An 18395-nucleotide genomic window follows, 5' to 3' on the forward strand; every position below is an offset into this window, starting at 1 on the left:
AAACGTCGCAGCATTGCGGCGGCCGCTTTCGCCTGCGGGCTCTAAGCGCAAAAACCTTGACTCCTGTGGAAAACCTTCTAAGAGCAACATCGGAAAAGGAATCTCCATGGTTCGCGACGAACACGCCATTGCCGAATGCAATGACCGGGCACGGGTTGCCGGGGTGGACATTGCCGTTCCGGTTTCTGCCAAAATCAAGGCCAAAACGACGACGAAAACCGTCTGACGTCTCTGGCCTGCCGCTCTCTCCCCGGCTCGGCTGGGGACAGGAAGACGCGATTAATCGCGCCTTTCCCCTCACCGGACAAGAGGAGAGAAGAGAAAGAGAGCTTGAGAAATGGGTTTCAAAGTAGCAGTTGCGGGAGCGACCGGAAATGTTGGCCGGGAGATGCTCAACATCCTCTCCGAGCGAGGCTTCCCCGCCGATGAGGTCGTGGCACTCGCCTCCTCGCGTTCGCAGGGCACCGAAGTTTCCTTCGGTGACCGGACGCTGAAGGTCTCCAATCTGGAGAATTACGATTTCTCCGATACCGACATCTGCCTGATGTCGGCCGGCGGCGAGGTCTCCAAGAAGTTCTCGCCGAAGATCGGCCAGCAGGGCTGCATCGTTATCGACAATTCCTCGGCCTGGCGCTACGACGCCGACGTGCCGCTGATCGTGCCGGAAGTGAACCCGGATGCCATCAGCCAGTTCACCAAGCGCAACATCATTGCCAATCCGAATTGCTCGACCGCCCAGCTGGTGGTGGCGCTGAAGCCGTTGCACGACTTCGCCAAGATCAAGCGTGTCGTCATCTCGACCTACCAGTCGGTCTCCGGCGCCGGCAAGGACGGCATGGACGAGCTGTTCAACCAGACGCGCGCCGTCTTCGTTGCCGATCCGATCGAGAACAAGAAGTTCACCAAGCGTATCGCCTTTAATGTCATCCCGCACATCGACGTCTTCATGGAGGACGGCTACACCAAGGAAGAATGGAAGGTGCTGGCCGAGACGAAGAAGATGCTCGACCCGAAGATCAAGGTGACCTGCACGGCAGTGCGTGTGCCGGTTTTCATCGGTCATTCGGAATCGGTCAACATCGAATTCGAAAACGAGATCACTGCCGACCAGGCCCGCGACATCCTGCGCGATGCACCGGGCTGCCTCGTCATCGACAAGCGCGAGGACGGCGGCTACATCACGCCATATGAATCCGCGGGCGAGGATGCGACTTACATCTCGCGCATCCGCGAGGATGCGACGGTCGAAAACGGCCTCAACATCTGGGTGGTCTCCGACAATCTGCGCAAGGGTGCTGCGTTGAACGCCATCCAGATCGCCGAGCTGCTCGTCAATCGCGGCCTTGTCAAGCCGCGCAAGCAGGCCGCCTGATACCATTTGTAAACCATAATATGTTAAAGCCCTGCTGATGAAGGCAGGGCTTTTTGCCGAGCCGTAGGCGCCCTCTATCCATAAGCGCTTACTAAAAGGTGATCGTGACAAAATCGCCTTCGGCTGGCATTCTGCCCGGCGTCAAGCCAAGCTATGCCGCCCGAGACCGTGTAGCGGTTTTGGGGCAACGATATGAACAGAACGAAGATTTAAGGCGCGTCGCATGGTCCCGATCGGCCGCGGCGCGCTTCAGCAGACCGGAGCGGGGTTCCTCATGCGCATGACAACATTCCTTCTGGCGACGTTTACGGCAGCCGGCGTTCTCCACGCGCTGCCGGCAGCGGCCCAGGGCGCCCAATGCGGCAATAATAGCAGCGGTTTCACTGCCTGGGTCGCCGACTTCAAGCAGGAAGCGGCGGCAAACGGCGTCAGCCGCTCGGTCCTCGACCGCGCCTTCGCCAACGTCAATTACAACAAACCGACGATCGCCGCCGACCGCGGCCAGAAGAGCTTCAAGCTCTCCTTCGACGCTTTCATGCAGAAACGCGGCGGTGCCACGGTCATCTCCCGCGGCCGCAGCATGAAGGCCGCCAACCAGGCGCTTTTTGCCTCGATCGAGCGCCGTTTCGGCGTTCCGGCCGGCCCGCTGATTGCGATCTGGGGCATGGAGACCGGTTTTGGCAGCTATATGGGCAACCAGCATACGCTGTCGGCTGTTTCAACCCTTGCCTATGACTGCCGTCGTTCGGAATATTTCACCGACCAGCTCTATGCCGCGCTCCAGCTCGTCTCCGAGGGTTATCTGAGCCCGCAGGCCAAGGGTGCCGCCCATGGTGAAATCGGCCAGACACAGTTTCTGCCGCGCAATGTCGTGCGTTTCGGCGCCGACGGCGATGGCGACGGCCGCGTCGACATGGTCGGCTCCCGCGCCGATGCGCTGGCCTCGACAGCGAATTTCCTCAAGGGTCATGGCTGGCGCGCCGGCGCCGGCTATCAGCCTGGAGAGCCGAATTTCGTCGCCATCCAGGGCTGGAACGCCGCCAGCGTCTACCAGCAGGCGATCGCCTATATCGGCCAGCAGATCGACGGCAGATAAGCCTTCATCGACACCAATACCCAAAAACGCCGCTGCGATATGCGGCGTTTTTCATTTGCGGAAATCAAAGCCGCCGCCCGACGCCGTCTTGCGTCGCTCCTCTTGGGCCGGAGCCGGCAGGATTGGTCCTGAGACGACGCAGTTGCGGCCGGAGGCCTTGGCGGCATAAAGCGCCAGGTCGGCGCGCTTGACCAGATCCTCGAAGTTCCGGTTGGTGGCTTCATTCGCCCGTCCGGCACATCCGAAACTCGCCGTCACCTTGAGAACATCGCCGCTCGGCAGGGGGATTTCCGTCGCCTCGATTGCCAGCCGCACGCGCTCGGCAACGATTGCGGCATCGTCGGGCGTCGAATCCGGCAGAAGCGCCAGGAACTCCTCGCCGCCATGGCGCACCAACAGATCGAAGGAACGAAAATTCTCACGCGCAACGCCCGCGACCTGCCGGAGCACGGCATCGCCGGCGTCATGCCCGTGAACATCGTTGATCTTTTTGAAATGATCGAGGTCGAAGAGCACCACGGAAATCCAGCGCGACCCATGCTCGGCCTGTGTCAGAAGCGCCGATGCGGCGACCTCGAAGCCGCGCCTGTTGTAAAGGCCGGTCAGAAGATCGGTCTGGGCGGCGCTACGCAACTCGCCCACCAGCGTCTCCCGATCCTGCGTCAGCCGGTCGATCAGCCGCAGCCCCTTTGCCGCCAGCACCATCACCAATGTGGCGAGAATCAGCAAGCCGGCACACAGCGCCAGGATCCGCGTCAGGTGAATGTGCGAGCGCATCGAAAGATTTTCGCCGGTCTCGTGAATATCTTTTGCGGCCTCGATCATCTTCTGCTGCAGGAAGGTCATGCGTTCGCTCTGCGCGGCGGCCCAGACGTCGTGCACGGCCCGTGTCGGCCGCGATCCGGCGAGAATGGCATCGGTGATCGCATTTGCCTTCACCTGGCCGCTGCGGCCGAGATAGGCAACGATTTCGCGCACGATCGGCGCGGAGGAATGGAAGACCATATGATCCATGCCCTCACCGAGCATGACCTTGCCCTGTACGAACAGCTCCACCGGCAATCTGGCGGAAACACCGTGATCGAGGTAGCGGGTGCCAACGCCGGTAATCAGCCTTTCGCCGTAATAGGTCAGCAGGATGCCCATCAGCTGGTTGGATTTCTCAAGCAGCACCGGATCGCTGATCAGCGGTGAAAGCGCATCGACGACGGCAAGCTGCTTGAGAGCCGCATACCAGTAGATGGAACCGGGATCGCTGCCGGTATAACGCCCTTGGTCGACGGCGCTGCGCGCAGCGATGATGCGGCTGTAGGCAAGGCTGAGAATCGATAATTCGCCGACGAGCCCCTCGTCGAGCGCATCGCGGGAGGGCAGGCTGGCATAAAAAGCACGGCGTTCGCGATCGAGCGTCACCCGGCTTTGCTGCATGTCGGCGGCAGTCCCGCTGTTGGGACGCGCGAGGTAGCGGCGGGTGGCGCCAATTTCACTCAGGATCTCGGTGGCGGCGATGGACCCGCCACGGGCAAGCACATCGGCAAACTGCCGGTCCTTTTCGAGATCCCGGTATTGTGTGACCGAAGCCCGAATGACGACGACGCCTTCAATGAGCATGAAGACGAAGGGCAGCATGATAGCGGCCAGGATAACCTTTTTGATGGTTTCGAACTTCATCGCCAATCGCCACGGTGATCAAAACCTCGGTCGTGCGCGACCAATTGACGGCGAGCTTAACAACAATCCTTAAAAAAGTGATAAACTGGCATGTCCCTAAATTTCGGGACGAATGAAGTCGCGTGTCTCGGCGTCCATGACCCAGAGTTCACCGGTCGAAATGTCGAACCAGGCGCCGTGGAGATGAAGGTTTCCCGCTTCCTCGAGGGCCTTAATGTCGGGGAAGCTTCTGAGATTGTTGATTGAATTGCGGATGGAGACACGCTCCAGCGCCGTTTGTCGCTCGGCGGCCGTCATCACGTCGTTGCTCTGGATCTGCTCGGCGGCAGGCTTGACCAGCGACATCCAGCGGCCGATGAAGTCGCCAGGCGACAATGGCTCGGCATTCGGATCGAGCGCAGCGCGGATGCCGCCGCAGCGGCCGTGACCCATCACGACGATATCCGAGACCTTCAGCACCTGCACGGCAAATTCGAGTGCGGCCGAGGTCGAATGAAAATGGCCATCCGGCTCGTAGGGCGGGACCATGTTGGCAACGTTGCGAATGACGAAGAGCTCGCCCGGGCCGGCATCGAAGATCAGCTCCGGTGCCGCGCGAGAATCCGAACAGGCAATGACAAGCGTATGGGGACTTTGACCGTTTTCGGCAAGCTGCCGATACCTGTCGCGGGCGTCGGAATAGCGCCCGTTCATGAAGTTGCGATAGCCGTCCAGAAGAGGGTTTGGAAAACGCTGCATGCTTCTGGATTAGCGCGCGCGGACGACAAGATCAACTGCTGCACCGCAAAATGAACATATTGGCAGATGCGTCACTTTTTCCGCCGCTGCGCCGGGTGCACGAGCCGGCGCATCTGCACCATGGCCATCGGCGTCGAAAGACTGGAAGCATCGCTTGCCAGCATCAACTCGTTGCTGCCGCGCTTGACGGCCCGCGCAAGCACCTCGAAGACGCTGGCCGTGGCAAGCTGCAGCGCCTTTTCGTCCTCGAGCCCGGAAAGCAGGCGCGACAGGAAGACGGCGGCGAGCAGGTCGCCGAGACCATTCGGCGGGTTTTCGACGACACGGTGCTCGGCAAGAAGCGCGTGGCGACCGGAAAGATAAAGATTGCCCGTACCGCCCGCCATCATCGGCACGGCTGAAGTGACGAGCATGCGCGATGGTCCGAGCGCGAGCGCCGCCTCCATGATCGTGCTGTTGTCTTCGAGGGCCGCCCCCGAAAGCCATGCGAGCTCGTACCGGTTCGGCGTCGCGAGCGAGGCGAGCGGAATAAGATGATCGCGAATGGCCTCCGCGGTCGCTTCCGGCACATAAAGGCCGCCGAGATCGCCCATGACGGGATCGCAGACATAGAGCAGCTCGGGATTGTTTTGCCGGAGCGCACCGATCAGCCGAGCGACGGAGCGCGCCTGGGCGGCATTGCCGAAATAGCCCGAAAGCACCGCCTTGACTTCGCCGATCCAGGGCGCGCGGATCAGATCGTCGATCGCCGCGTCGAAATCCGTTTCCGCAAAGGTCAGTCGTGTCGAGCGGCCGTGGCCGGGATGCCAGGGCAGCACGATGGTCGGCATGGCCCAGACCGGATGACCGAGCGTCTCCAATGCAAAGACGGCTGCCCGGTTTCCGACCGAGCCACGCACCACATGGCTGGAAATGACGATGACTGCGCCCGCTGCATTTTCCGACATGATATCCAAGATCCGAATGATGACCGCGTTTGATGATCTTTTTGACGTCACGCTGTCAACCATTCTTCATGCGAGCGTGGAAATGTTCGCCGGAACGAAAAACCGGAAGACGGGACTTTCCCTTTCGTTTGACGACGAAAGCGGAAAATCTCTTACAATTTCTCATTTCCAGTGCCAAAAAAGCGCCAAAACAATCCTTCGGACCGCTCTTTTAGAGATTTTTTCGAGGAATCTTCTGCTAGCTTGCGAAAAATCAGACATTGAGGGAGGCGATCCATGGCTGCCAGAAACAATCCGAAACGGGAAAAGCAGATCGAAAGCGCGCGCAAGATCGCCAAGGCGACGGGTGAGGCGCATCTCGATCCGGAAATTCTCTTCGGCCGGGCAAGCAATGACGATCTCGAACTCTACACGCCGGAAATGCTGGCACTCTCCGCCGTGCATTCGGCAAAGGAACTCGCCGCCTGGAACGGCAAGGTGCCTCGTGTCGGCATCGACACCATTGCCGATGTGACGCCTGATGGCATCGCGGTCTCGGTGCTTTCAGTCACCGACCAGAACATGCCTTTTCTTTTTGAATCGGTCATGGGCGAAGTGACGAGCACCTATCGCGACCTGTTCATGGCCGTGCATCCCATCCTGATCATGGAAAAGGGCAAGGCGCCGGCGCTTTATTCCGCCGATCACCCAAGCGATCCGACCAACCGCGTCAGCCATATCCAGCTTCATATTGCGCCGCTCAATTCCGCCCAGGCCGCCGATCTCGTCAAACGCATCGAAAAAGTGCTCGAGCAGGTCCGCCTGTCGGTTTCCGACTGGAAGCCGATGCTTTCCAAGATCGACGGAGTGATCGCAGAGCTTGCGGCCAATGGCGCCAGCCGGAAGAAGGCCGATCGCGACGAAGCCGTCGCTTTCCTGACCTGGCTGCGCGATGAGAATTTCACGTTCCTCGGCATGCGGGAATATGTCTATTCCGGCAAGGGGAGCGATGCCAAGGTCGAGCGCGACAAGGGTGCTGGCCTCGGCATCCTCTCCAATCCCGATGTTCTGGTGCTGCGCACCGGCAAGGACGCCGTAACGACAACGCCTGAGATCCTTGCCTTCCTCGACGGCCCCGACTTCCTGATCGTCACCAAGGCGAATGTGAAATCGATCGTCCATCGCCGGGCCTATATGGATTATGTCGGCGTCAAGCGCTTCGACGCTGAGGGCAACGTCACCGGCGAACTGCGCATCGTCGGCCTCTTCACCTCGACGGCCTATACGTCGCTCGCCTCCGAAATCCCGCTGCTACGGTCCAAGATCGAAAAAGTGAAGGAACATTTCGGCTTTGACCCGATGAGCCATTCCGGCCGCATGCTCGACAACACGCTGGAATCCTATCCGCGCGACGACCTTTTCCAGATCGACACGACGCTGCTTGCAAGTTTTGCCGAACAGATCAACGACTTGGCCGATCGGCCGCGCGTGCGCGTCCTGCCGCGCATCGACCATTTCGACCGCTTCGTCTCGGTGATCATCTACGTACCGCGCGAGGAATATGACTCGATCGTTCGCGAACGGATCGGCACCTATCTGAAGACTGTCTATGACGGCCGTGTCTCCGCCTATTACCCGGCTTTCCCGGAAGGCGGCGTGGCGCGCGTGCATTTCATCATCGGCCGCTCGGGCGGCAAGACGCCGCGCATTCCGCAGGCAAAGCTCGAGCAGGCGATCCGCGAGATCACCGCCAGATGGGACGGCCGTTTTGAGGCGCTGGCCGGGGCCAAGGCGCCGAAGATATCCGTCGACCAAGCCTTCCAGGATTCCTTCACCCCGGAGGAAACCGTGGCCGACCTCGCCGATATCGGCGCCTGCGCCGCCGGCGAGCCGCTTCGCATCCAGTTCTACCATCGCCAGGAGGAACAGGGCCGTACCCTTTCCTTGAAGATCTTTCACGCCGGCGGCCAGCTGGCGCTGTCGCGCCGAGTGCCGCTTCTCGAGAATCTCGGCTTCAATGTCGTCAGCGAACGCACCTTCGACATCGGGGTGCCTGCCGCTGACGGAGAAACCAAACTCGTCGTGCTGCACGACATGGAACTCGAGGCCCGCAACGGCGGCGAGATCGATCTGCAGCGTTACGGCGCCGCCCTCGAGGAAGCCTTCGTCGCCGCCTTCGCCGGCACGATCGACAATGACAGCTTCAACCGGCTGATCCTTTCGGCCGGGCTCTCCGCGCGCGAGACGAACGTTCTGCGCGCCTATGCGCGTTATCTCCGCCAGGCCGGCATCGCCTATTCGCAGGATTATATCGCAACGACGCTCGACAAATATCCCGGTGTCGCCGCTGCCATCTTCCGTCTCTTCCATGACACGCTCGACACCAGGCTTTCCGAGAAGGCTCGCGTGAAGAAGCTTTCCGAATTGCATCAGGCGATCGAGACCGAGCTTGCCAACGTGCCAAGTCTTGACGACGACCGTATCCTGCGCCGCTACGTCAATATCGTCGATGCGACGTTGCGCACCAATTATTTCCAGAAGAACCCGGATGGCTCGCCGAAACCGATGCTGGCCTTCAAGCTCGATCCGCATCTGGTGGACGGGCTGCCGCAGCCGAAACCCTTCCGCGAGATGTTCGTCTATGGCGTCGAGGTCGAAGGCGTGCACCTGCGCTTCGGCAAGGTGGCGCGCGGCGGCCTTCGCTGGTCGGATCGTGCCGAGGATTACCGCACCGAGGTGCTCGGCCTCGTCAAGGCCCAGCAGGTCAAGAACGCAGTGATCGTGCCGGTCGGCGCCAAGGGTGGTTTCTATCCGAAGAAGCTTCCTGTCGGTGGCAGCCGCGACGAGATCTTCAACGCCGGCCGCGAGGCCTACAAGACCTACATCCGCACGCTGCTTTCGATCACCGACAATATATCGGGCGCCGATATTGTGCCGCCGAAGGATACGGTCAGGCTCGACGGTGATGACCCTTATTTCGTCGTCGCCGCCGACAAGGGCACCGCGACCTTCTCCGACACCGCCAATGCACTGGCGCAGGAGGCCGGCTTCTGGCTGGACGACGCCTTTGCCTCCGGCGGCTCGGCCGGCTACGACCACAAGAAGATGGGCATCACTGCCCGCGGCGCCTGGGAAACCGTGAAACGCCATTTCCGTGAAATGGACATCGATATCCAGACGACGCCCTTCACCGTCGCCGGCGTCGGCGACATGTCGGGCGACGTCTTCGGCAACGGCATGCTGCTCTCTCCCAAAATCCGGCTCATTGCCGCCTTCGATCACCGCGACATCATCATCGATCCCGACCCCGATATGGAAAAGACGCTGGCCGAACGCCAGCGGCTCTTCGACCTGCCGCGTTCGAGCTGGCAGGATTTCGACAAGAGTGTGCTGTCGAAGGGTGCGATGATCATTTCCCGCGCAGCGAAATCGGTCACGCTGACGCCGGAAGCGGTTGCCGCGATCGGCATCGACAAGGCCGTAGCCACACCCTTCGAGATCATGATGGCGATCCTGAAGAGCCCGATCGACCTGCTCTGGTTCGGCGGCATCGGCACCTATGTGAAAGCGCCGTCTGAAACCGACACCGAAGTCGGCGACCGCGCTAACGACCCGATCCGCATCACCGCGGTGGAAGTGCGCGCCAAGGTGATCGGCGAGGGCGCAAACCTCGGCGTCACCCAGAAGGGCCGCATCGCCTACGGTCTGAAAGGCGGGCGCTGCAATTCCGACGCCATCGACAACTCGGCCGGCGTCAACACCTCCGACGTCGAGGTCAATATCAAGATCGCGTTGGCAGCCGCCATGCATGACGGACGCCTGACGCGCGCAAAACGCGACCAGCTTCTTTCTTCGATGACCAGCGAAGTGGCGTCCCTGGTGCTGCGCAACAATTACCTGCAGTCGCTGGCGATCTCACTGACGGAACGCAAGGGCACGGCAAACGGTCTGCAGCTTGGCCGCTTCATGACTGTGCTCGAGGGCGCCGGCCATCTTAACCGCAAGGTCGAGACACTGCCGGACGACCAGACGCTGGCCGAACGCTATACGGCCGGCAAGCCACTGACGCGGCCGGAAATCGGCGTGCTGGTATCCTATGCCAAGATCGTACTCTTCGACGCGTTGGCCGCAAGCGATCTGCCTGACGATCCCTATTTCATCGCGACGCTTTTGAATTATTTCCCTGTGAAGATGCAGAAGTCGAATGCCGGCGATATCACCAGTCACCGCCTGAAGCGCGAAATCGTCGCGACCGTGCTTGCCAACGAAGCGATCAACCGTGGCGGGCCAAGTTTCACCGTCGCCATGATCGACGCGACGGCAGCTTCGGCACCGGAAGTGGTGCGCGCCGCAATCGTTGCCCGCGACGGTTTCGACCTGACCCGGCTCTGGGCCGAAACCGACGCTCTCGACGGCAAGGTTTCCGGCGACATGCAGAACCGGATCTACGAGGAGATCAGCCATAGTTTCACCGTTCTGACGCGCCTGCTGTTGAAGACCGGTATGACCAAGGCGGATATGGCAGAAGTGATTAGCCGGCTGCAGGCTGCTCTGAAGAAACTGAAGCCTGCCTTCGCCGAACAGTCGGCCGGCGATGCCGCCGCGCGTCAAGCGGAATATAGCCAGGCGGGCGTGCCCGAAAAACTCGCGGCCGAGATCGCCAACCTGCAGAGCTTCGCGCTGGTGCCGGAGATCATGCAGATTGCCGAACGCACCGGCGAGCCCCTGGTGCGCGCCGCCGAAAACTACTTCGCGGTGTCGCAGACCTTCCGTATCGGCAGACTGCTGGCGGCGGGCGGGCGGATCCTCACCTCAGACCATTATGAGAATCTGGCGCTTGCCCGCAGCATCGACCAGATCGCCAGCGCAAGACGCGACATCGTCATCTCGGCTCTTTCCGATCACGGCAAGGAAAAGCTTCCCGTTCAAGCCTGGCATGCGCAGGATCGCATCCGCATCAACCGCATCCTCGAGGAGCTCTCAAGCCTCAGCGACGGCGGCGATCCCAACCTTGCGCGTATTACCGTTGCTGCAGGTATCCTGACCGATCTTGCGCGCGACCGGGCGAGGTGAGACAGTCCGCGTCAAAAGAAGGAGCGGATGTTGAATCGCATTGACTGGACAGGAACGCAACCGCCGAAGGCCACGGAGAAGGGCATCTGGGGGTGGATGTTCTTCGATTGGGCAGCACAACCCTTCTTCACCGTGGTCACAACGTTTATCTTCGGACCCTATTTCGTTTCCCGCCTGACCGATGACCCGGTTTCCGCGCAGACGACTTGGAGCAACATGGCGACGATCTCCTCGGTGATCATCGCCCTGCTCTCACCCGTCCTCGGCTCGATCGCCGACCAGTCCGGCGCACGCAAACCCTGGATCGGCTTCTTCGCGATCATCAAGATCGCCAGCCTCTTCTGCCTGTGGTTTGCCGCCCCCGGTTCGCCTGTTGTCTATCCCGTCATTTTCATGATCCTCGCCTCGATCTCGGCCGAGTTCTCGATCGTCTTCAACGATTCGATGATGCCGCGCCTGGTCGGCAAGCACGAGGTCGGAAAGCTCTCCAACACCGCCTGGGGGCTCGGTTATCTCGGCGGCATCATCGTGCTCATTGCCGTCGTGACGCTTTTGGCGGCGAGCCCCGAGACCGGCAAGACCGTCCTCGGTCTCGATCCGCTATTCGGCCTCGATCCTGAGACCGGTCAGGATGCACGCATCACCGGGCCGATCTCGGCCGTCTGGTATCTGATCTTCATCCTGCCGATGTTCTTCTTCACGCCGGATGTCGGCAGGGGTCTTCCCTTCGGCATTGCCGTCCGCTCCGGCTTGCGGGAACTCAGAAACACGCTTGGCGAACTCAGAGAACGCCGCGGCATCCTGACATTCCTCATCGCCCGCATGATCTATCAGGACGGCGTCAACGGCCTGCTGATCCTTGGCGGTATCTTCGCGGCCGGCATGTTCGGCTGGGCGACGATCGAGATCGGCATCTACGGCATCATCCTGAATGTCGTCGCGATCTTCGGCTGCCTGATCGCCGGCCGCGTCGACAAGAGCGTCGGTTCGAAGGTGACTGTCGTCATCAGCCTCACCATGCTGCTTCTCGCCACCATCGGCATCATCTCGACAGGACCGGGTTACACCCTGTTCGGACTGATGCCGCTGCCGACGGCCGATTCCGGCGGCCTTTTCGGTACTGCGGCGGAAAAGGCCTATATCCTCTATGGTCTGCTGATCGGGCTCGCTTTCGGGCCGGTGCAAGCCTCGTCGCGCTCCTATCTCGCCCGCAGCGTCAGTCCGGAGGAAGCCGGCCGCTACTTCGGCATCTACGCGCTTTCGGGCCGCGCCACGAGTTTCATGGCGACGCTGCTCTTCTCGCTGGTGACCTATATGAGCGGATCACCGCGGCTCGGGATGGCCACGCTGATCCTGTTTCTTGCCGGCGGACTGGTGCTCTTGTTCCGGACACCCTATCCGGCCGATCGGGCATAGCGATCAGCTCTGTCCGATCTGCGGCGGCCTGCAATCACTCAGTGCCGGAAGTGGCGCATGCCGGTAAAGACCATCGCGACGCCGTGTTCATTGGCGGCATCGATGACTTCCTGGTCGCGCATCGAACCGCCCGGCTGGATAACCGCCGTCGCCCCTGCGGCGATCATCGACAGAAGACCGTCGGCAAAAGGCAGGAAGGCCTCGGAGGCGACCGCCGAGCCATGTGTCATCGGCACTGCAAGGCCAAGCGCCTTGGCGGCCTCTTCGGCCTTCAGCGCGGCGATGCGGGCGGAATCGACCCGGCTCATCTGGCCGGCGCCGATACCGGCGGTCTGGCCGTCCTTGGCATAGACCACGGCATTCGATTTCACATGTTTGCCGACCTTGAAGGCGAACTTCATGTCATCAAGTTCCCGTGCCGTCGGCGCGCGCTTGGTGACGATCTTGAGTTCCAGATCCTCGACCATGCCGTTGTCGCGGCTCTGGACGAGCAGGCCGCCCGAAACGGTCTTTGCCGTCAGGCCCGCGGCACGCGGATCAGGCAGGCCACCGGCGGACAGCAGCCGCAGGTTCGGCTTACGGGCGACGATCGCCTTTGCCTTCTCCGTGACATCGGGCGCGATGATCACTTCGGTGAAAAGCTTGACGATCTCCTCGGCCGTTTCGGCATCCAGCGTCCGGTTGAGCGCGATGATGCCGCCGAAGGCGGAAACGGAATCGCAGGCGAGCGCCCGCTGATAGGCTTCCACCAAGCTGGATCCGGTGGCGACGCCGCAGGGATTGGCGTGCTTGATGATGGCGCAGGCCGGCGCCTTCTCAGGCAGGAACTCGGCGACGAGTTCGTAGGCGGCATCGGTATCGTTGATGTTGTTGTAGGAGAGCTGCTTGCCCTGGAGAAGAGCGGCTGTCGAAACACCCGGGCGCTTCTCGCCGGTCACATAGAAGGCGGCCTTTTGATGCGGGTTTTCGCCGTAGCGCATCTCCGCCTTCAGCGCGCCGCCGATCACCCGGTGACGCGGCGTGTCGATCGATAGCGCATCGGCGAACCAGTTGGAGATCATTGCATCATAGGCGGCGGTGCGGGCATAGGCCTTGGCGGCCATACGCTGGCGGAAGGCATAGGCGGTCTTGCCGTCATCTGCGGAAAGCTGCTCCAGCAGCTCGGCATAATCGGCCGGATCGGTCAGGGTCGTCACATAGGCATGGTTCTTGGCCGATGCGCGGATCATCGCCGGACCGCCGATGTCGATATTCTCGACCGTCGTCGGATAGTCGCCGCCGGCGGCGCGCACCTCCTCGAAAGGGTAGAGGTTGATGACGGCGAGGTCGATGCCCTCGATGCCGTGTGTTTTCATCGCATCCTGGTGTTCGCCGTCGTCACGGATCGCCAGCAGGCCGCCATGCACCATTGGGTGCAACGTCTTGACGCGCCCGTCCATGATCTCGGGAAAACCGGTGATTTCGGAGACATCGGTGACGGCAAGACCGGCCGCAGCGATCGCTTTATAAGTGCCGCCGGTCGAGAGCAGGCGCACACCTCTGGCAGACAAGGCCTGGGCGAGTTCGACGATCCCGGTCTTGTCGAAGACGGAGATGAGCGCGGTCTTGATTTCGACCTTGTCGGGGGCGGGGATCTTCTTGGAAATGACGGCCATGAAACCTTCTCCGTTCGGGCTTCGGGAGGACATCCGCGAGGGATGTTCGCATGCTGGCGCCGCGTTAGCACAGGTTTGCCGCCGCGCAAACAGGCGGCAGAGCAGATGTCGAAAAGCACGAGCCATTTTTGGCTCGCATCATACCTTACTTCCTTGCTGTGGATGCGATCCCAATCCTTGGCCATTCGGCCTAAAATCATCCGCCTCTAGCTTTTGCGAGATAGGAACCAGCGGATTTCCGTCTTTTCGGCAAGATCGAAGTCGATTTCGATCTGGTCCGAACCGCAGATGCCGGAGCTGTCGGCAAAGAAGATGTCCTCAGCGATCAGCACCTCATTGCCGGGCGCCGAAAACAGCCAGCTTTCGCCGTCCGGCGCCGTCAGCAGCACGGACTCCCCGTCACTCTGATGCAGGACGATCGAGGGATGGATATGAAAACGGGCGACGGCCTTCAAAGGTTCGTCATGCTCATATCCTTCGCGGACGACGAGCCGGTCGCGGCCCGTCACGATCGAGCCTGCGGCATTGAGTGTCAGCTCACGCTCGTGCAGCACCCCGAACACCCTGAGATAACCGTCATGGCTGAGCTTGATACCGTCGCGTCCGTCCTCGGTTTCGGCGCGCTCGACAGTGATGGTTCTCACCGGTTCGGTGATCGCGTGATTAAGGAAGGGTGAGGGCGAAAAACGGCTGGATGACGTGTCGTGGAGGATGACGGTCGAATGCGCCGCCGTCGTGCGCGCCATCTGGACATAACGGTGCCCGGCAAATTTCGGCGAACCGGAATTGACGATGAAGCGATGGCGGCCGGACGACATCTCGAAGGAGAGGCTGCCGGCATGCACGGTCCGAAGTGCGCCTCCCGAAGGCGGCGTGCCGGTATCGGCAATAATCACCGTCTTTCCCCCGGAAAGCCGCTGATAGCGCGACTGCGGCAAAGCCTTGAACGGCTGGCCGGCGGTTTCGTCATATCGCAGCACCGACATCAGCTCGTTTGCGAGCGTCGAGGTCGCCCCGTTGAACAGCGCCAGATCCCCGTCCTGATGGCGAAAGAACCGCAATGCCGGATACATCCGATCTATGCCGGAGATCAGCTTCTGCGGCAGGTCATGGCCGAGATTGACATAGGTCTGCCTGAGCGGCAGCAGATCGAGCAGCAGTTCCAGCCCGACGCGCGGATTGCGCGACACATGTCCGCCATCTGGCAGAATCTGGCTATCGAATTCACGGTCGAGTGCCTGCGCCGCCCTTCTCAGCGTGGAGGCGCGCGCCGGCATGGCGACGGAGGCCATGGCGAGCGCGATACGCAACCGAAACAGCTCCAAGCCGCCGAGGGTGAACGGCGCCATGCGGCGCAGGAACCTCACCTGGAACGCCAGCGACTTCATGAAGCGGCGATAGAAGCCGCGGTCGGCGTTCTGCAACACCACCGGCGAATGCGACAGCCAGGCGATAACGCGTTGGGCGGTGACGTCGGTCTCCCAGGCAATCCCCTCCATGCGACCGGCATGGATGGAAAGCCAGCTGTCGACGATCGCGCGGGCCGCAGCCGAACTACGCTCCGTCTTGTTCGCCCGCATATGCCGCAGCCAGCCGAAGCTGTGAAGACGCGTCGCGAAGGGGCGCGAGGGCAGGGTGAAGGTGAAGGGCGACTTTCCGTTTGTTTCCAGCATGCGCCCGGCCAGAAGAAACCGTCCGTTGAGGATCTCGTCGGCCACATGTGGATCGATGCTGCGGAGATCGGTCGGCGCGACGATCAGACGCTCAGGCACCTTGATCGAATGACGAAAGAGCTTCAGGCGCAGCAACGCGACGCGGCGCAAGGCGCGCCGCCAAGCCTCCCGAACATACATGCTCGCAAAACGCCGACCGGACTGCATATTCTATTGTCTATTGACCCTCGTGGTTAAGAATAGGTGAAAAGCGGCCGATTTCATCGTCCGCAATGAATTAATTCGTGACAAGGTTCGAATATACGCAAATTAACGCGTTTCACCTGAAATCATGCGGGGGGTTTTGGAGAACGGCATGCGTGACACGAGGCTATAAAGCACCCCGTATAGTGCAGGCTCGCCGCGAGCGCTCGAGCCTTGCAATCAGGCCACGCGCCGCAGCACAGCCGCATAGAAGCCGTCGAGGCCGGAGCCGATGCCATCAGGCATTTTCAGCATGGTGGGAAGCGTGCGGAATTCGCCGAGCGGCGTGATCGCCGCTTCAAGGCCGGGCCAGTCACCGGCGCCGATCGGAACGCGCTCGACCGCATCGGTATCGGAAAGAACACGGGCGACGACTTCCTCACCCTCGACAGGATCGAGCGAACAATTCGAAAAAACCAGTGTGCCACCCGGCTGCAGCAATGTCAGCGCATGACGCAGCAGCCGCTCCTGCAGCGCCGCCAGCCTGGCGATATCCTCGGGCCCCTTGGTCCACAACACGTCAGGGTGCCGGCGTGTCGTGCCGGTAGAAGAGCAGGGAGCATCGAGCAGGATCGCATCGAAGCGTTCCGCCGGCTCGAATGTCGTCAGGTCTGCCGCAATCGTCTCCGCCTTGAGGCCGAGCCGGTCGAGATTCGAGCGAAGCCGTCTCAGCCGGCTTTCCGACTGGTCGAGTGCGGTGACTGCGCCGCCGGCAAGGATGAGCTGCGCCGTCTTGCCGCCGGGCGCAGCACAGAGATCGGCGGTGTGTTTGCCGGAGAGATTGCCGAACAGTTTCGCCGGGATGCTTGCTGCCGCATCCTGCACCCACCACGCGCCCTCATCGAAGCCTTCGAGCGAAGGAATGCCACCCTCGAAGGCGGCGAGCCGCACGCCGCCCGTGGGCAGGACGACGCCGGTAAGCCGCTTCGCCCAGCCTTCCGGGTCGGACTTGACGGTCAGATCGATTGCGGCCGGTTCGAGCTGGGATTCCGAAATCGCCAGCGCCGCATCCCGGCCATAGGCCTTTTCCAACCTGGCAATGAACCAGGCCGGCATCGGCGCGACCTTGCCGATCTCATCAAGCACCTGCTGCTTCTCGCGGCCGAGCCGGCGGAGGATGGCATTGACCAGCTTGGCGAAACGGCGATTGCGTGGATCCAGATTGGCCTGCTCGACGGCAAGATCGACAGCCGAATGATCCGGCACATCGAGATAGAGGATCTGCGCCGCCCCGATGGCGAGGACGTGATGCAGCGCCCTTGCGCCCTCCGGCAGCGGCGAATCCAGCAACGCGGCAATCGCGGCATCGATGCGCGGCAGATGACGCAGCGTCGTGTTCAGGATGGCGCGGACGAGCGCCCGGTCGCTTTCTCCGAGCGCCCTATAGGCCGGATTGCCGTGTTCATGATCGAGAGCACCGTCGAGCGGCAGCTTGCGGTCGACGACGGCTGCAAGAATTTTTGCCGCCGCGGCCCGGGCCTGCAGACCGGGCTTATCAGGCGCAGATCGCTCAGTGGAGGGCTTATGCTTGCGGAATGGTTTCTTCGTGCCGTCTGAATTCAAGACCACGGACCTTTTGGCGGTTGCGAACCACCGCGACCAAGACCCGTATCCGGAACAGAGCGCGATTTGCGCGACGGATTAGCAGCACGAGCCGGCGACGTCGAGACATTCATGCCGGCTTGCGCCATGTCGTGCAGCGCAGCGATGCGGTTTTCCGTGTTCGGATGCGTGGAGAACAGATTGTCCATACGCTCGCCGGAGAGCGGATTGATGATGAACATATGTGCCGTCGCCGGGTTGCGCTCGGCGTCCGCGTTCGGCACGTGGGCAGCGCCGCGCGCGATCTTGCCGAGCGCCGAAGCGAGCCAGAGCGGGTTGCCGCAGATCTCGGCGCCGCGGCGGTCTGCCGAATATTCGCGCGTGCGGCTGATCGCCATCTGCACCAGCATGGCGGCGAGCGGCGCCACGATCATCGCGACGAGGACGCCGACGAAGCCGAGGGGATTGTTGTTGTTGTTCTCGCGGTTGCCGCCGAAGAAGAAGGCGAAGTTGCCGAGCATGGAGATCGCGCCGGCAAGTGTTGCCGTGATCGTCATCGTCAGCGTGTCGCGGTTCTGAATGTGCGCCAGTTCATGCGCCATCACGCCTGCGACCTCCTCGGGAGACAAGGCGCCGAGCAGGCCGGTCGAGGCGGCGACGGCGGCATTATCGGGATTGCGGCCGGTGGCGAAGGCATTCGGCTGCGGGCTGTCGTAGAGATAGACCTTCGGCATCGGCAGGCCGGCATTATGGGCGAGATCGCGCACGATCCGGAAGAATTCCGGCGCATTGCGCTCATCGACCTCCTGCGCGTGATAGGCCGAAAGCACCATCCGGTCGGAATTCCAGTACGAGAAGAAATTCATGCCGGCGGCAATGACGAACGCGATCATCATGCCGGCCCGACCGCCGATCAGGAAGCCGACAAACATGAAAAGCGCCGTCATGAAGGCAAGCAACATGGCAGTGCGAACGAGGTTCATTGCGGAT

General features: G+C 61.5%; 12 protein-coding genes. 5 read left to right on the top strand and 7 right to left on the bottom strand.

The window, feature by feature from the left end; genetic code table 11:
• Positions 1 to 13 precede the first annotated feature (13 nt).
• The 3 genes from CUJ84_RS39285 to CUJ84_RS22170 all read left to right on the top strand — a co-directional run bounded on the left by CUJ84_RS39285 (position 14) and on the right by CUJ84_RS22170 (position 2468).
• On the top strand, positions 14 to 226 hold the full coding sequence (locus CUJ84_RS39285; RefSeq protein WP_027682356.1) for a hypothetical protein: 213 nt from the start codon (positions 14 to 16) through the stop codon (positions 224 to 226).
• A gap of 111 nt (positions 227 to 337) precedes the next feature.
• Positions 338 to 1372, top strand: coding sequence for an aspartate-semialdehyde dehydrogenase (locus CUJ84_RS22165; protein ID WP_105007754.1), 1035 nt, complete (start codon positions 338 to 340; stop codon positions 1370 to 1372).
• A gap of 274 nt (positions 1373 to 1646) precedes the next feature.
• Complete coding sequence (locus CUJ84_RS22170) at positions 1647 to 2468, top strand: lytic murein transglycosylase (RefSeq protein WP_105008276.1); 822 nt, start codon at positions 1647 to 1649, stop codon at positions 2466 to 2468.
• A gap of 51 nt (positions 2469 to 2519) precedes the next feature.
• Here the strand turns inward: CUJ84_RS22170 and CUJ84_RS22175 are convergent, their stop codons facing one another.
• The 3 genes from CUJ84_RS22175 to pdxY all read right to left on the bottom strand — a co-directional run bounded on the left by CUJ84_RS22175 (position 2520) and on the right by pdxY (position 5824).
• Positions 2520 to 4139 (bottom strand): GGDEF domain-containing protein, encoded by a 1620-nt coding sequence (locus CUJ84_RS22175; RefSeq protein ID WP_105007755.1) that lies wholly within the window; start codon positions 4137 to 4139, stop codon positions 2520 to 2522.
• A 96-nt stretch (positions 4140 to 4235) separates the two neighbouring features.
• On the bottom strand, positions 4236 to 4877 hold the full coding sequence (locus CUJ84_RS22180) for a carbonic anhydrase (RefSeq protein WP_018244137.1): 642 nt from the start codon (positions 4875 to 4877) through the stop codon (positions 4236 to 4238).
• A gap of 71 nt (positions 4878 to 4948) precedes the next feature.
• The gene (gene pdxY, locus CUJ84_RS22185; protein ID WP_026188562.1) at positions 4949 to 5824 is read right to left on the bottom strand and encodes a pyridoxal kinase PdxY; all 876 of its coding nucleotides are present in this window, start codon (positions 5822 to 5824) and stop codon (positions 4949 to 4951) included.
• A 276-nt stretch (positions 5825 to 6100) separates the two neighbouring features.
• Here pdxY and CUJ84_RS22195 point away from each other — a divergent pair, with 276 nt between their 5' ends.
• Complete coding sequence (locus tag CUJ84_RS22195; protein ID WP_105007756.1) at positions 6101 to 10876, top strand: NAD-glutamate dehydrogenase; 4776 nt, start codon at positions 6101 to 6103, stop codon at positions 10874 to 10876.
• Between the two features lie 27 nt (positions 10877 to 10903).
• The gene (locus CUJ84_RS22200; protein ID WP_105007757.1) at positions 10904 to 12292 is read left to right on the top strand and encodes an MFS transporter; all 1389 of its coding nucleotides are present in this window, start codon (positions 10904 to 10906) and stop codon (positions 12290 to 12292) included.
• A 38-nt stretch (positions 12293 to 12330) separates the two neighbouring features.
• Here CUJ84_RS22200 and purH read toward each other — a convergent pair whose 3' ends face one another.
• The 4 genes from purH to htpX all read right to left on the bottom strand — a co-directional run bounded on the left by purH (position 12331) and on the right by htpX (position 18388).
• Complete coding sequence (gene purH, locus CUJ84_RS22205) at positions 12331 to 13947, bottom strand: bifunctional phosphoribosylaminoimidazolecarboxamide formyltransferase/IMP cyclohydrolase (RefSeq protein WP_105007758.1); 1617 nt, start codon at positions 13945 to 13947, stop codon at positions 12331 to 12333.
• A gap of 206 nt (positions 13948 to 14153) precedes the next feature.
• Positions 14154 to 15827 (bottom strand): heparinase II/III family protein, encoded by a 1674-nt coding sequence (locus CUJ84_RS22210; protein ID WP_105007759.1) that lies wholly within the window; start codon positions 15825 to 15827, stop codon positions 14154 to 14156.
• Positions 15828 to 16043: 216 nt separating this feature from the next.
• Positions 16044 to 17432, bottom strand: a complete 1389-nt coding sequence (locus CUJ84_RS22215) for an RsmB/NOP family class I SAM-dependent RNA methyltransferase (protein ID WP_105007760.1) — start codon at positions 17430 to 17432, stop codon at positions 16044 to 16046.
• The gene (gene htpX / locus CUJ84_RS22220; protein WP_105007761.1) at positions 17423 to 18388 is read right to left on the bottom strand and encodes a zinc metalloprotease HtpX; all 966 of its coding nucleotides are present in this window, start codon (positions 18386 to 18388) and stop codon (positions 17423 to 17425) included. The genes CUJ84_RS22215 and htpX overlap by 10 nt, the downstream gene beginning before the upstream one ends.
• Positions 18389 to 18395: the final 7 nt, after the last annotated feature.

It is taken from the genome of Rhizobium leguminosarum, from assembly GCF_002953715.1.
In the GTDB taxonomy this organism is placed as follows: Bacteria; Pseudomonadota; Alphaproteobacteria; order Rhizobiales; family Rhizobiaceae; genus Rhizobium; species Rhizobium leguminosarum_V.